We start from the raw sequence: 15150 nt of genomic DNA on the forward strand, positions 1-15150 counted from the left end.
GCCTTTTTGCGTTTTAGTGGTGAGAGAACCAGTTCAGCTTTTCTCTGAGTGCCGCCACGCGTCCGACGATAATCAATGCCGGGCTGGCAACCTGCTGCGCCAGCTCGCTGAGCTGTGACAGTTCGCCGCTCACCACGCGCTGGCTGATGGCCGTTCCGTTTTCCACCAGGGCGACGGGCATATCCGACGGCATGCCATGCTCCAGCAGCTTTTCCTGAATGGTTGCCGCCTGATTCAGGCCCATATAGAACACCAGCGTCTGTTTTTCGGCGGCCAGGTTATGCCAGTCGAGCTCGGCCCCGGTTTTCAGGTGGCCGGTGACCAGCCGCACGCTTTGGGCGTAATCGCGGTGCGTCAGCGGAATGCCTGCATAGGCTGAACAGCCTGACGCGGCGGTGATCCCTGGCACCACAGAGAAAGGGATACCCGCGTTGCACAGCGTTTCCAGTTCTTCGCCGCCGCGGCCAAAGATAAACGGATCGCCACCCTTCAGGCGCACCACGCGTTTTCCTTTTTGCGCTTCACGCAGCAGGATCTGGTTAATTTCTTCCTGCGGCACGCAGTGATAGCCCGCGCGTTTGCCGACGAACACGCGATCGGCATCGCGGCGAACCAGGTTCATGATGTCATCGGAGACCAGGCGGTCGTAGACCACGATGTCCGCCTGCTGGATCTGCTGTAAGCCTTTGAGCGTCAGCAGTCCGGCATCTCCCGGTCCGGCGCCGACCAGCACCACCTCACCCCGGTTGTCCAGTGGTTCGCTGAGTAAACGCTCTGTGGTTTCAGCGATGGCCTGTTCGTCCTGATTTGCCAGCGATTGTGCCAGGCGATCGTTCACAAACAGCTTTTCCCAGAAGCGGCGACGCTCGCTCATGCCCGCAAACTGCTGTTTCACTCGCCCGCGCAGCTTACCTGCGTAGTGAGCAACCTGGCCAAGATGCTGAGGCAGGATCGCTTCGAGCTTTTCTCGCAGCAGGCGTGCCAGCACCGGCGATGTGCCGCCGGAAGAGACTGCTACCATCAGCGGCGATCGGTCGATGATTGACGGCATGATAAAGCTCGCCTGCTTTGGCGCGTCGACCACGTTGCAGAAAATACGGCGTTTTTCGGCCTCTGCGCTGACGCAGGCGTTCACCGCATCGTCATCGGTCGCGGCAATCGCCAGCCAGCAAGGATCCAGCAGCGAAGAATCAAACTCCCCTTCGACCAGAGTCAGAAGGCCCGCTTCGGCCCACACGCGAAACTGGGGGACGAAGTCGAGTGCGTTTACCGTCAGGCGTGCGCCTGCATCCAGCAGCAGTCGGGCTTTGCGTTCCGCAACATCGCCACCGCCAACGAGCAGGCAGTCACGATCGCGCAGCTGGCAGAAAATGGGTAAGTGATCCATGGGAATCTCGCCGATAGAAGGGGAAAACAAATCCGGCGGCAGAGCGCCGCCGGAGGGGACATCAGGCTTTTAATTGTACCTGACCGTCTTTAACACGCACATCAAAATGCGCAACGGAGTGGCTTTCATCTTCCATGCACAGACCGTCGCTGAGGCGGAAGCGCTGTTTTTTCAGCGGGCTGGCTACCCACAGCTCACCGTTGTGTTCGGCGATCACACCGCGGGAGAGGACGCTGGCGCGGAAGAACGGATCGATGTTGCTGATAGCGAAGATTTGCTCGTCATGATACGGGCGGAAAAGCGCCACCTGCTCGTGGCCAAGCAGCGCACACACGCCGGTCTGCGGCAGGATGTCGTTGATGTGGCAAATGTTTACCCACTGGCTCATGCGTTTTCCTCCACCAGAGTGACCGGGATACGTTCGAACGGCGTGGCCGGACGATGCTGTTCGCGCTCAGGCACGATCTGCACGTTCGGGTCACGCTGCTTGCTGTTCACAAAGTGCTGGAAGCGAGTTTGCGCAGCCGGGCTGTTGACGGTTTCCGTCCACTCGCAGGCGAAAGCATCGCGCAGGCGCGCCAGCTCTTCTTCCAGATGATCGTTCAGGCCGAGCTTGTCGTCGATGATGACCGCTTTCAGGTAGTCGATACCGCCTTCGAGGTTATCGAGCCATGGTGCGGTACGGGTCAGTTTGTCGGCGGTACGGATGTAGAACATCATGAAGCGGTCGAGATATTTGATCAGCGTTTCTTTATCGAGATCGGCCGCCAGCAGGTCTGCGTGGCGCGGTTTCATGCCACCGTTACCACAAACGTACAGGTTCCAGCCTTTTTCTGTCGCGATAACGCCGACGTCTTTGCCCTGGGCTTCCGCACATTCACGGGTACAGCCCGACACGCCAAACTTCATTTTGTGCGGGGTGCGGATGCCCTTATAGCGGTTTTCCAGCTCAACGCCGAAGCCGACGCTGTCGCCCACGCCGTAGCGGCACCAGGTGCTGCCGACGCAGGTTTTTGCCATGCGCAGCGCTTTTGCGTATGCGTGGCCGGTTTCGAAGCCCGCCTCAATCAGCTGACGCCAGATTTCCGGCAGGTCGTCCTTCTGGGCACCGAACAGGCCGATACGCTGGGAGCCGGTGATTTTGGTGTAGAGATTAAATTCCTGCGCGATACGGCCAACGACCATCAGGCCTTCTGGCGTAATTTCACCACCAGCGGAGCGTGGGATCACCGAGTAGGTGCCGTCTTTCTGGATGTTGGCGAGGAAGTTGTCGTTGGTGTCCTGCAGCGGCGTGTGCTGCGGTTTGAGGATGTACTCATTCCAGCAGGAAGCCAGCAGGGAACCAACGGTAGGCTTACAAACTTCGCAGCCGTAGCCTTTGCCGTATTTTTTCAGCAGTTCGTCGAAGGTTTTGATGCCTTCGACGCGAATCAGATGGTACAGCTCCTGGCGGGAGAAAGCGAAGTGCTCGCAAAGGTTGTTATTAACTTCAATGCCTTGTTTCGCCAGTTCGGCATTCAGCACCTGGGTAACCAGCGGAATACAACCACCACAGCCGGTGCCAGCTTTGGTTTCGGCTTTCAGCGCGGCAACGGTATGGCAGCCCTTGTTGATGGCGCTGACCAAATCGCCTTTGGTCACGTCGAAGCAGGAGCAAATCTGCGCGCTATCCGGCAGTTTGTCGACGCCGATAGCCGGTTTGCCGCTTGCGGCATGGGCGGGTAGGATCAGCGCATCCGGGTTTTCAGGCAGCTCAATGGCGTTCAGCACCAGCTGTAGCAGGTTGCCGAAGTCGCTGGTGTCGCCAACCAGCACCGCGCCAAGCAGGGTTTTGTTATCCGGGCTGACGATCAGGCGTTTGTAGACTTCTTTGCTTTCGTCGAGATAAACGTAGCTGCGTGCGCCCGGCGTGCGGCCATGCGCATCGCCGATACCGCCAACGTCCACGCCCAGCAGCTTCAGCTTGGCGCTGAGGTCTGCGCCTTCAAAGGCATTTTCTTTGCCGAGAATGTGGTCGACTGCAACCTGAGCCATTTTGTAGCCAGGTGCCACCAGGCCGTAAACGCGGTTGTTCCAGCTGGCGCATTCGCCGATGGCATAGATATCCGGGTCGGAGGTTTGGCAGGTGTCATTCACCATGATCCCACCGCGCTGACCGGTTGCCAGGCCGCACTGGGTTGCCAGCTTGTCGCGTGGACGAATGCCGGTGGAGAAGACGATGAAGTCGATTTCGAGTTCGCTGCCGTCGGCGAAGCGCATGGTTTTACGCGCTTCCGTGCCTTCCTGCACGATTTCCTGAGTATTTTTGCCGGTATGGACCTTCACGCCCATGCTTTCGATTTTACGCTTCAGCTGGTCGCCGCCCATTGGGTCGAGCTGTTCTGCCATCAGCATCGGAGCAAATTCGATGACGTGGGTTTCAACACCGAGGTTTTTCAGGGCACCTGCGGCTTCGAGGCCTAGCAGGCCACCGCCGACGACCGCGCCGCGCTTGCTGCGACGGGCGCAGGCTTCAATGGCATTCAGATCTTCAATGGTGCGGTAAACGAAGCAATCCTGCGTTTCAGAGCCTTTGATCGGTGGGATCCACGGGTAAGAGCCGGTGGCCATGATCAGCTTGTCGTAAAACACGGTACGACCCGCACTTGAGTGAATCACCTTCTCCTGGCGGTTAATAGTGATGGCGCGTTCGCCCACCAGTACTTTTACGCCGTGCTTCTCATAAAACCCTTCACGTACCAACGAAAGTTCTTCCGCCGTGTGGTGAGAGAAGTAAGATGAAAGATGGACGCGGTCGTAGGCGATACGGGGTTCTTCACAGAAGACGGTAATCTCAAACTGATCGGCGGGGGCTTTATCGAGAAGATCCTCAATAAAGCGGTGGCCGACCATGCCGTTACCGATAATTGCGAGTCTGACTTTGCTCATTTTTGCCTCGATTTCTTTTCTATTACCGCCTACCTTAACGATTCAGCATGGTGACTTATTGATATACATCAATTACGCCTTTATCTACTCCTTAATGGGTAGTCTGTTGATTTATCAGGATTTTTATAAGTTTCGGAAATGTCAGACTTTTCTGTTCTGGTGAAATAACAGACAAAAAGTACGGGTTTTAACCTACGGCTGGATCAGAGCGTTCAGCGCATCGATTCGCGGGAGAATAAAAATGGGTACAACACCGTTGTGGCTGATTGAAAACGTGCGTTTGCCGGGGCGCGAGGGATTGTGGCAGCTGGGGATTGAGGAGGGACGCTTCCACTCGATTATCCCGATGGGGGAAACCCGGCACGAAAGTTTAGAGGTCCTCAATGCCCGCGGCGGCCTGGCCATTCCACCGTTTATCGAGCCGCATATTCATCTGGATACAACGCAGACCGCCGGAGAGCCGAGCTGGAACCAGTCCGGGACGCTGTTTGAGGGCATTGAGCGCTGGGCGGAACGTAAGTCGATGCTCACCCACGAAGACGTAAAAGCGCGCGCCTGGAAAACCCTGAAGTGGCAAATCGCCAACGGTATCCAGTTTGTGCGCACGCATGTGGACGTATCCGATCCGACGCTGACGGCGCTCAAAGCGATGCTGGAAGTGAAGAAAGAAGTCGCGCCCTGGGTTGACGTGCAGATCGTCGCCTTCCCGCAGGAGGGGATTCTTTCCTATCCCGACGGCGCGGTGCTGCTGGAAAAAGCGCTTCAGCTTGGGGCGGATGTAGTCGGTGCTATCCCGCACTTTGAATTCACGCGCGAATACGGCGTGGAGTCGCTGCATATCGCGTTCGCACTGGCGAAAAAATACAACCGGCCGCTCGATATCCACTGCGATGAAATCGACGATGAGCAGTCGCGCTTTGTCGAAACGGTTGCCGCGCTGGCGCTGAAAGACGGCATTGGCCCACGCGTGACCGCCAGCCACACCACGGCGATGCATTCCTATAATGGCGCGTATACCTCGCGACTGTTCCGACTGCTGAAGATGTCGGGTATCAACTTTGTTGCCAACCCGCTGGTGAATATTCATCTGCAGGGCCGGTTTGACGATTACCCGAAACGCCGTGGCATCACTCGTGTGAAAGAGCTGCTTGCCGCGGGCATTAACGTCTGTTTCGGTCATGACGACGTATTTGACCCGTGGTATCCGCTCGGTACCGGCAACATGCTTCAGGTACTGCATATGGGGCTACACGTTTGCCAGATGATGGGGTATCAGCAAATCAACGATGGGCTGAACCTGATTACGCACAACAGCGCACGCACGTTTGGCCTTGCGGATTACGGCATCGAAGTGGGGAATACGGCGAACCTGATTATTTTACCTGCGGAAAATGGCTTTGAAGCGGTGCGCTGCCAGGTGCCGGTGCGCTGGTCGATTCGTCAGGGAAGAGTGATTGCGACGACGCAGCTGGCGCAAACCTGGGTGCAGATGGACAACGGCGGGGAAGAGGTGTTCTTTACGCGAAACAGCCCCTTCACGGAACGCAAAGGGGCGTAGGATCTGACCTTAGTGGGTCGCTGCTGCCGTGTTGTGCTGGCGGTGGCGACTGACAAAGCCAAGAACGAAGCACATTACGAACACCACGGCGTAGAGGCCGTTGGCGGTGTGCAGGGCGGCCAGCGGGCCGCTATGGGCGACAATCGGGCCGGTGACCACGAAGGTCAGCATGGTGCCGATGGTGCCGCAGGTGAGGACGAAATTCACCAGTTTTGGCGAAGCCACTTTGGTCTGCAGGGAACCCAGCGTAATGATTGAGGTGTAAATCGCGCTGGAGAAGAAGCCCAGAGTCAGAATGAACCACGGCATGTTGTCCGGCGAACCATTAATGAACAGATACATCAGGACGGTAGCGAGGCCTGCCAGCAGGGTCAGAATGCGCTGCAGGTCGAAGAAGCGCAGGATAAAGCTAAACGCCCACATGCCGAACATATAAGACATCCAGAAGTCACTTACCAGCTTGCCCGCATCGCCGAGGCTCATGCCCAGACCTTTCGCATACTCAGGTACCCAGGAGATAAAGCCCAGCTGGCCGAGGATGTAGCACAGGGCTGCAATCGACAGAAACAGCACGCCGATGCTCCATTTTTCTTTGGCGACAGGTTGTGCATTCTGTTCTGCTTTTTTCCCCAGCACCGGGAATTCACAGCCGAAGGTCAGGATGAAAATCGCCACGTAAACCAGTCCGATACAGGCATAAACCCAGTACCATTCGATGCTGCGCGCCAGCAGATAAGCGGCGACCATCGGGAAGATCATGCCCGCCATGCTGAAGAAGGAGTCAGTAAACAGCAGGCGTGCGCCACGCTGGCGGCCTTCATACATATGGGTAATCAGGAAGGTCCCGATCGACATGGTGATCCCGCTGACGAGTCCGAGCACGAACATCGAGGCAGAGAACAGCGCGAGGCTGTGGCTGGTCATCAGACCGGCGACGGCGAGCACCATCAGAATAAAGCCAAAGCGCAGCTGGGTTTTCAGCGGTACGATTTCCATCAGCCAGGCGTTGAGGAAGATAGAAATGAGAATACCGGCGTTCAGGAAGGTGAAGGTGTTGCTCATGCTGGAAACCGGCAGATGGAAATAATCTGCGATATTGCCCATCACCATTCCGGTGACGATCACCAGCGCCCCGGTCAGGGCGTAGGAGAAGAAGCTGATCCATGTGAGCTTGATGCGATTGCTGTTAGTCATGACTGGCCTGTGAATAGAACTGTAAGACGCATTGACAATGCGTGGGGTGGACAGATTTTATGCATAACAGTGACCGAGGCAAATGTTTATTATGAAATCGATGAAATAATTCCTAATGTTAAGTGACTTCTATCACATTCCTGCAGTGCAGGGGCTGCCGTCTGCCAGGTTACAACTGTTTCTGTTACGTAAACTTGAGTAAAAGGCTGGTCTGCGAGTCGAGAGCCTTTTAGAATCAAGCGATTCGCAGACTCTCTCGTTCCCGTTTTAAGGAATTCACATGCTCAAATCTACTCTGGCTGCCGTGGCGGCTGTATTTGCACTTTCGGCCGTTTCCTCTGTGGCACTGGCCGCAAAAGCCGACCCGCACGTCCTGCTGACAACGTCTGCCGGTAATATTGAGCTTGAGCTGAACAGCGAAAAAGCGCCTGTTTCCGTGGAAAACTTTGTGAACTACGTCAACAGCGGGTTTTACAGCAATACCACGTTCCACCGCGTGATCCCGGGCTTTATGATTCAGGGCGGCGGCTTTACCGAACAGATGCAGCAGAAGCAGCCGAACCCGCCGATTAAGAACGAAGCCGACAACGGCCTGCGTAATACCCGTGGTACCATCTCCATGGCGCGTACCGCCGACAAAGACAGCGCAACCAGCCAGTTTTTCATCAACGTGGCGGACAACGCTTTCCTCGATCACGGCCAGCGTGATTTTGGTTATGCGGTATTTGGTAAAGTTGTGAAAGGGATGGATGTGGCCGATAAGATTTCTCAGGTGCCTTCTCACGACGTTGGCCCGTACCAGAATGTGCCGACAAAACCTATAGTTATCCTCTCTGCAAAAGTTCTGCCGTAAATCTGTCCTGTGCGGGCTGCCGAGCCCGCTCTGTGCTGGCCTTTCTGCGTAACCTGAAATTGCTGCTTATACTTGTGGCAAAAGGGGAACCGTCAGGGAGGTCCAGATGAAAAAGCTTACCGATAAGCAAAAATCCCGCCTCTGGGAGAAGACCCGTAACGCTAATTTCCAGGCCAGTCGCCGTCTGGAAGGCGTTGACACGCCGTTAGTGACGCTGAGCAGCGACGAGGCGCTGGCGCGCATTGAGGAACTTCGGAGGCACTATGAGCGATAAAATCGGTGACGATCGCGATCCTTACCTCTATTCCGGCCTCAATGTTATGCGCAATCGTCTCGGTATTCATGAGGCGCACCGACTGGAACAGGCCGCCTACGAGTTAACATCGCTTCGTGCGGCAACACTGGGTCTTGGTCCAGCCACTCGTGGCCTGCCCTGGCTCTGCGCCATTCACCAGCAGCTCTATCAGGACGTGTTTGACTGGGCCGGGAAATATCGGGAAGTCGATATCTATCAGGGCGACACGCCGTTCTGCCATTTCGCCTGGATTGAAAAAGAGGGCAATGCGCTGATGCGTGACCTCGAAGAAGAGGCATATCTGACGGGGCTTGGGCGCGAGGAGTTTGTCGCCCGGCTGGCGCATTATTACTGCGAAATAAATGTTCTGCATCCGTTCCGTCTTGGGAATGGCCTGGCGCAACGCATCTTCTTTGAGCAACTGGCCATCCATGCCGGATACGTGCTGAACTGGGGCGATATCTCACCGGATGCCTGGAGCCAGGCGAACCAGAGCGGGGCGATGGGGGATTTGCAGCCGCTAATAACGCTGTTTGCTAAAGTGGTCAACGAAGCGCAGGAAACTGGGTAGAATAGCGCGGTTTGATGTCACCGGAGCCGCCATGATCCTGCTTATTGATAACTATGATTCGTTTACCTGGAACCTTTACCAGTACTTTTGTGAGCTCGGTGCAGAGGTGCTGGTCAGGCGTAACGATGACATCACGCTGGATGAAATAGCTGCGCTTGCTCCGACTAAAATCGTCATTTCTCCCGGCCCCTGCACGCCGGATGAATCCGGTATTTCGCTGGAGGTAATCCGCCACTATGCCGGCAAAACGCCCATTCTTGGCGTCTGTCTGGGTCATCAGGCCATTGCCCAGGTCTTTGGTGCCACCATCGTGCGCGCAGCAAAAGTTATGCACGGCAAAACCTCCCCGATTACGCACAGCGGCCAGGGCGTTTTCAGCGGACTGAATACCCCACTCACCGTCACGCGCTACCATTCTTTGGTCATCGATCCGCCAACTCTTCCACCTCTCTTTGACATCACCGCCCGTAGCGACACCGGTGAAATTATGGGGATTTGCCATCGGGAATGGGACCTTGAGGGCGTTCAGTTCCATCCCGAAAGCATTCTCAGTGAGCAGGGGCACAGGCTGCTGGAAAACTTCCTCCGGCGATAATACGCCTTGCCATGGTGTGATTTATTATGCATATTTCGTGATTATATTTTCATAATCATTGCTGCGTAAGAGGATTGTCATGGCGACTGAACAAGCTGCAATTACCCGTGCCACGTTTGATGAAGTGATCCTGCCTATTTATGCCCCGGCAGAATTTATCCCGGTGAAGGGCAAAGGTAGCCGCATCTGGGATCAGCAGGGCAAAGAGTACGTTGATTTCGCCGGGGGAATTGCGGTGACCGCGCTGGGGCATTGTCATCCCGCGCTGGTCGAAGCGCTGAAAACTCAGGGCGAAACGCTGTGGCATACCAGCAATGTGTTTACCAATGAACCCGCATTGCGCCTGGGCTGTAAGCTTGTTGCTGCCACGTTTGCCGAACGCGTGGTGTTTATGAACTCCGGCACTGAAGCCAATGAAACGGCCTTCAAGCTGGCGCGCCATTATGCCTGCGTACGCCACAGCCCGTTCAAAACCAAAATCATTGCTTTCCACAACGCGTTCCATGGCCGCTCGCTGTTTACCGTGTCGGTTGGCGGACAGCCAAAATATTCTGACGGCTTTGGGCCGAAGCCCGCCGATATCGTTCACGTGCCGTTCAACGATCTGCACGCGGTGAAAGCGGTGATGGATGACCATACCTGTGCGGTTGTTGTGGAGCCTATTCAGGGTGAAGGTGGCGTTATGGCGGCCACGTCGGAGTTCCTCAAAGGGCTGCGCGCGCTGTGCGACGAACATCAGGCTTTGCTGGTGTTTGATGAAGTGCAGTGCGGCATGGGGCGTACCGGCTCGCTGTTCGCTTATCAGCATTACGGCGTGACGCCGGACATCCTTACCAGTGCTAAAGCGCTGGGTGGCGGCTTCCCGGTTAGCGCAATGCTTACCACTGAAGAGATTGCCAGCGCATTCCATGTCGGCTCACATGGTTCGACCTACGGCGGTAATCCGCTGGCGTGCGCGGTGGCTGAAGCGGCGTTCGATATTATCAATACCCAGGACGTGCTGAACGGCGTGAATGCCAAACGCGAACTTTTTGTGAAGCATCTTCAGCAGATTGACGCTGAGCTGGACGTATTCAGCGACGTGCGCGGTATGGGCCTGCTGGTTGGCGCCGAGCTGAAGCCGCAGTACAAAGGGCGGGCGCGTGATTTCCTGCACGCTGCGGCGCATGAGGGCGTGATGGTGTTGAATGCCGGGCCGGATGTGATGCGCTTCGCGCCATCGCTGGTGGTGGAGAATGCAGACATCGACGAAGGGATGAAACGCTTTGCTGCGGCGGTTAAGAAGATAGTTGGATGATTTTTATGCCCGGCGTTTCAGCCAAATCCCATGATGTGGACGCTGGCGCCATGCCACCGACGAAATGGTGTGCATGGTGCTGAGGTGGCCCAGAATCCGCTGTAAATGCTGCTCCACGGTGCTTAACGGCCCGTGGGTCAGCGCCTCCGCTGACTCCATGATGTTCGTATCTCCGCTACCGCCCGGCTCGTCATACTCCAGCCGCTGCTGACAGCGCTGCAGCGCAATTTCACAGGACTGTAAATAGCGCTCCGCCAGATCTTCCGTCAGCATGTTGTGCTCGCGCGCAAGCGTGGTCATCGCGTTGATGTGCTCAACGATGAACTGGCTGTGCGTCACCCACAGTTTCATATCTGCCAGATAGTGAGAGTTGAAGCCGGGCTCCTGCATCGCCTGATTTAGCGAGTTAAACAGCGCGTTGTGCGCCTGATTCACCCGCATACGTTGATACGCCAGCGCGGGTGCCTGCGGGTCGTTGCTGAGGATGAGGCGAATGGCTTCCTGATCCGCTTCCAGCGCCTGCTGGGCATTCTTTCGCAGCAATCCGCTTTGCCACTGCGGCCAGAGCCAGACCATGCCACCAAAGGCAATCAGGCAGCCTATCAGCGTGTCGATCAGGCGGGCGACAATGAACTGATCGCCGTTCAGCGTCAGCAGCTGAATGGTATACACCGCGGTGACCGTAAAACCGACGGTCGCCCAGCCGTAGCTTTTACGGATAATCAAATAGCTCACCAGCGTAATAATCAGCATGGCCGCCAGCGCGTAGCCTTCAGGGGCATGAAAGTGCAATGTGATACCGGCGATGGTCAGCCCGGCAAGCGTGCCTGCTGCGCGGTGAAAAATTCGTACCCTCGTTGCGCCGTAGCCGTTCTGCGTGACCAGAAGAACCGTCATCAGGATCCAGTAAGGTTTGGGCAGGTGCAACGCGGACCCCATCAGGCTGGCGATGCTCAGCATGACGCTGATGCGCGCCGCATTGCGCAGTGCAGCTGATTTTAGTGACAGATAACTTTTCAGCGCGGCAAACAGCGGCAGGCGTCGCTCGTTATCGGCCATCAGGTTGCGTGGGTAGAGCGGTCTTTGCATGCGTAGTACCCGCGCAATGCGGCCAAAGTGCCAGACGCAAAACTGCCCGACGGGATTATCCGGATGCTGGCGGGCGATCTTTTCCAGCGCGCCGATCTGCTTATCCATGCTAAAGCGTAGCGGAAAGCGGTGATACAGAATGTCATCGGCCATCACCCGCAGACGTGCGGCGATGGTTTGTGCGTTCCAGCGGATCACCGCTTCGGCGTGGCTACGCTCGACCAGCTTTTGCACCTCGGCGGGCTGATGCAGGCTGACGGAGATGTGCTCCTGTAAATCGAGCCCCATCTGAAAGGCACGCAGCAGGCGTTTATAATCGTGGTTTTTGTTGGCGGCGAGCATATGTAGCTGCTGATAGCACTGGGTGATGAGATCAACGGCCTTTTGCTGGCGAGTCAGCAGCGGTGGCAACGCTTTTTCCGGATCGGTGTGCTGGGTCAGCAGGCTGTATTTGGCTTCGCAGTAATCGGCCAGCTGGCGGTAAAGCAGGCTCAGGGACTCGCGCAGGGGCTGTTCGCGCCACATCCAGAACCAGAACCAGTTAAACAGCCCGTACCACAGCGTGCCCAGCGCGTAGATAAGCAGCGGCTGCCAGACAGGCATGTTACCCGCGAGGCTCAACGTAAAAATCGAGGCGATCAGCGATGCGGGCAGCAGACGCGCATGCAGCGAACTGATTTCGGCGGTAACGCCCAGGGTCATTGCCAGGACGGTCAGAATTAAGGGCAGCGGCACGGTGTGTGCCAGCAGCAGCTGTACCGCCAGGCTGCATCCGGCAAACAGCGAACCACCAACAATCAGGCGTTTAAAGAAGCGCTTGTGGGGCGTGTCGAGACCGGCAATGTTGCAGCAGGCCGGGACTAAGGAGAACAGCAGACCGTACTTGAGATACCCCAGCACCAGGCCGATAGCCACAGGGGTGCATAACACCAGGGTTTGCCGCAGTGCGTAGTTAATTTCCGGGTGATAAATTAGCCTGCGCCACATAGCAATAGCAGTAGAGACAAAAACGGCGTACTGCGGGAGCAATACGCCGTCAAGCGAACTTAGCGGGTGCCGTAAACGACGATGGTTTTGCCGTGCGCGGAGATCAGGTTCTGATCTTCCAGCATTTTCAGGATACGGCCAACGGTTTCACGGGAGCAGCCCACGATCTGACCGATTTCCTGACGGGTGATTTTGATTTGCATACCGTCCGGGTGGGTCATGGCATCGGGCTGTTTTGCCAGGTTCAACAGCGTCTGCGCGATACGACCGGTAACGTCGAGGAAGGCAAGGTTACCTACTTTTTCAGAAGTGACCTGCAGGCGACGTGCCATCTGAGAAGAGAGGCGCATCAGAATATCCGGATTCACCTGGATAAGCTGACGGAATTTTTTATAGGAAATTTCAGCCACTTCACAGGCGGTTTTCGCCCGGACCCATGCACTACGCTCCTGGCCTTCTTCGAACAGGCCAAGCTCACCGATGAAATCGCCCTGGTTGAGGTAAGAGAGAATCATCTCTTTGCCTTCTTCGTCCTTGATGAGTACTGCCACAGAGCCTTTCACGATGTAGTACAGCGTTTCTGCTTTTTCACCCTGGTGAATCAGCGTGCTCTTGGAGGGGTACTTATGAATATGGCAATGAGACAAGAACCATTCAAGGGTAGGGTCTGTTTGCGGTTTGCCAAGCACCATGCGCGGTTATCCTCTGTTATAAGCTGACTCCAGCGGCAGACACGACACTGCCACTGGCTTTGCATTCATATCCTTCCCTGTGCCTGGGAAGTCGGCTGTCGGATTTGACTGCAGCCTGTTGTCTGATGTCCTCTGCATACATGCATTACTTCAATGTATTACTGTAGCATCCCGACTGTTTTAGCATAGCTTTTGCCGCGTGTCTCCTGGTGTCTCGCTTCAGCATGACGCACGTCGCCTTCCGTTGCGAGATTTGTTATGTGCGCGTAATCTGTCAGGAAAATTGCAACTCTGGAGTTAACAATTATGCAAGCGCGTGTGAAATGGGTTGAAGGCTTAACCTTCCTCGGTGAGTCAGCTTCTGGCCACCAGATCCTGATGGACGGCAACTCCGGGGATAAAGCGCCAAGCCCGATGGAAATGGTGCTGATGGCAGCAGGGGGATGCAGTGCGATAGACGTTGTTTCCATCCTGCAAAAGGGCCGTCATGACGTGACGGACTGTGAAGTGAAGCTCACTTCAGAGCGTCGCGAGGAAGCGCCGCGCCTGTTTACCCACATCAACCTGCACTTCATCGTGACCGGTAAAGATCTGAAAGAAGCTGCGGTATCGCGTGCGGTGGATCTGTCTGCGGAAAAATACTGCTCTGTGGCGCTGATGCTGGAGAAAGCGGCGAAAATCACCCACTCGTTTGAAGTGGTGGAAGGGTAATGCCCTCTACGGCCTGATGCCCTCACCCCGATCCTCTCCCCGTGGGAGAGGGAGCAAACATTAAAAACCTTCTCTTCAGAGAAGGTTTTGCAATTTATATCGCCCGACCTTCTATTAACCGCTCGACCAGCGGCGTCATAATCAGCTCCATCGCCAGCCCCATCTTCCCGCCCGGCACCACCAATGTATTCATGTGAGAAATGAATGAGCCCTGCAGCATCGCCAGCAGCCAGGGGAAATCAATGTCGCCCAGGTTCTGGAAATGGATCACCACAAAGCTTTCATCCAGCGACGGGATGCTTTTGGCGGCAAACGGGTTTGAGGTATCTACTGTCGGTACGCGCTGGAAGTTGATATGCGTGCGGGAAAACTGTGGGGTAATGAAGTTGATGTAGTCTTCCATGGAGCGGACGACGGAATCCATTACCGCTTCACGCGAATGCCCGCGCTCGCTCATATCGCGGGTAAGTTTCTGGATCCACTCGAGGTTCACAATAGGCACGACGCCGACCAGCAAATCGACGTGTTTCGCCACGTCATGTTGAGGCGTCACCACGCCGCCGTGCAGCCCTTCATAAAACAGCACGTCGGTGGGTTCTGGAAGCGGCTGCCACGGCGTAAAGGTGCCCGGTACCTGATTCCACGGTACGGCTTCGTCATAGGTGTGCAGATATTTTCGTGACTGGCCTCGCCCGCTCTGGCCGTAGGTGAGAAACGTCTGCTCCAGCAGGCCGAAGTCGTTAGCGTCCGGGCCGAAATAGCTGATGTGGCGACCCATATCGCGGGCTTTGCGGATGGCCATGTCCATTTCGGGGCGGGTATAGCGGTGAAAGCTGTCGCCTTCGACTTCCGCGGCCTTCAGGTTGAGCTGGGCGAAGATTTTACGGAAGGCGAGGCTGGTGGTGGTAGTTCCTGCGCCGCTGGAGCCCGTTACGGCGATCACCGGGTGTTTGGCAGACATGACGACTCCCTGAATCAGCAATAGTGATGAGT

Annotated in this window: 14 protein-coding genes; 7 read left to right on the forward strand and 7 right to left on the reverse strand. The window is 56.1% G+C overall.

The window, feature by feature from the left end:
* Positions 1-13: 13 nt before the first annotated feature.
* The 3 genes from cysG to nirB form a co-directional block, all read right to left on the reverse strand.
* Positions 14-1387, reverse strand: a complete 1374-nt coding sequence (cysG, locus tag RTU33_RS15180; protein WP_312628441.1) for a siroheme synthase CysG — start codon at positions 1385-1387, stop codon at positions 14-16.
* 61 nt (positions 1388-1448) lie between these two features.
* Positions 1449-1775 carry a nitrite reductase small subunit NirD gene (gene nirD, locus RTU33_RS15185; protein ID WP_312628442.1) on the reverse strand — a complete coding sequence of 109 codons (327 nt, stop codon included), beginning with the start codon at positions 1773-1775 and terminating at the stop codon, positions 1449-1451.
* Complete coding sequence (gene nirB, locus RTU33_RS15190; RefSeq protein WP_312628443.1) at positions 1772-4315, reverse strand: nitrite reductase large subunit NirB; 2544 nt, start codon at positions 4313-4315, stop codon at positions 1772-1774. Before nirB ends, nirD begins: the two co-directional genes overlap by 4 nt.
* Before the next feature lie 241 nt (positions 4316-4556).
* Here nirB and RTU33_RS15195 point away from each other — a divergent pair, with 241 nt between their 5' ends.
* The gene (locus tag RTU33_RS15195; RefSeq protein WP_312628444.1) at positions 4557-5873 is read left to right on the forward strand and encodes a cytosine deaminase; all 1317 of its coding nucleotides are present in this window, start codon (positions 4557-4559) and stop codon (positions 5871-5873) included.
* Between the two features lie 9 nt (positions 5874-5882).
* Here the strand turns inward: RTU33_RS15195 and tsgA are convergent, their stop codons facing one another.
* Positions 5883-7067, reverse strand: coding sequence for an MFS transporter TsgA (tsgA, locus tag RTU33_RS15200; protein ID WP_312628445.1), 1185 nt, complete (start codon positions 7065-7067; stop codon positions 5883-5885).
* Between the two features lie 280 nt (positions 7068-7347).
* Here tsgA and ppiA point away from each other — a divergent pair, with 280 nt between their 5' ends.
* The 5 genes from ppiA (at position 7348) to RTU33_RS15225 (ending at position 10678) form a co-directional block, all read left to right on the forward strand.
* Positions 7348-7920 (forward strand): peptidylprolyl isomerase A, encoded by a 573-nt coding sequence (gene ppiA / locus RTU33_RS15205; protein WP_312628446.1) that lies wholly within the window; start codon positions 7348-7350, stop codon positions 7918-7920.
* A gap of 106 nt (positions 7921-8026) precedes the next feature.
* Positions 8027-8194: a YhfG family protein gene (locus RTU33_RS15210; protein WP_312628448.1), complete on the forward strand. Its 168-nt coding sequence runs from the start codon at positions 8027-8029 to the stop codon at positions 8192-8194.
* On the forward strand, positions 8184-8786 hold the full coding sequence (locus RTU33_RS15215; RefSeq protein WP_312628450.1) for a putative adenosine monophosphate-protein transferase Fic: 603 nt from the start codon (positions 8184-8186) through the stop codon (positions 8784-8786). Before RTU33_RS15210 ends, RTU33_RS15215 begins: the two co-directional genes overlap by 11 nt.
* Before the next feature lie 31 nt (positions 8787-8817).
* Positions 8818-9381 carry an aminodeoxychorismate synthase component 2 gene (gene pabA, locus RTU33_RS15220; RefSeq protein ID WP_312628451.1) on the forward strand — a complete coding sequence of 188 codons (564 nt, stop codon included), beginning with the start codon at positions 8818-8820 and terminating at the stop codon, positions 9379-9381.
* A gap of 79 nt (positions 9382-9460) precedes the next feature.
* Positions 9461-10678, forward strand: a complete 1218-nt coding sequence (locus tag RTU33_RS15225) for an aspartate aminotransferase family protein (protein WP_312628452.1) — start codon at positions 9461-9463, stop codon at positions 10676-10678.
* A 3-nt stretch (positions 10679-10681) separates the two neighbouring features.
* Here the strand turns inward: RTU33_RS15225 and RTU33_RS15230 are convergent, their stop codons facing one another.
* On the reverse strand, positions 10682-12754 hold the full coding sequence (locus RTU33_RS15230) for a YccS/YhfK family putative transporter (RefSeq protein WP_312628453.1): 2073 nt from the start codon (positions 12752-12754) through the stop codon (positions 10682-10684).
* A 59-nt stretch (positions 12755-12813) separates the two neighbouring features.
* A complete protein-coding gene (gene crp, locus RTU33_RS15235; protein WP_000242758.1) occupies positions 12814-13446 on the reverse strand; it encodes a cAMP-activated global transcriptional regulator CRP in 633 nt (210 codons plus the stop codon).
* Positions 13447-13752: 306 nt separating this feature from the next.
* Here crp and RTU33_RS15240 point away from each other — a divergent pair, with 306 nt between their 5' ends.
* Positions 13753-14157 carry an OsmC family protein gene (locus RTU33_RS15240; protein ID WP_097163476.1) on the forward strand — a complete coding sequence of 135 codons (405 nt, stop codon included), beginning with the start codon at positions 13753-13755 and terminating at the stop codon, positions 14155-14157.
* Between the two features lie 94 nt (positions 14158-14251).
* Here RTU33_RS15240 and RTU33_RS15245 read toward each other — a convergent pair whose 3' ends face one another.
* Positions 14252-15118: a phosphoribulokinase gene (locus RTU33_RS15245; protein ID WP_312628454.1), complete on the reverse strand. Its 867-nt coding sequence runs from the start codon at positions 15116-15118 to the stop codon at positions 14252-14254.
* Between the last annotated feature and the right edge of the window lie 32 nt (positions 15119-15150).

Origin of the sequence: Scandinavium sp., assembly GCF_032012665.1 — a bacterium.
In the GTDB taxonomy this organism is placed as follows: domain Bacteria; phylum Pseudomonadota; class Gammaproteobacteria; order Enterobacterales; family Enterobacteriaceae; genus Scandinavium.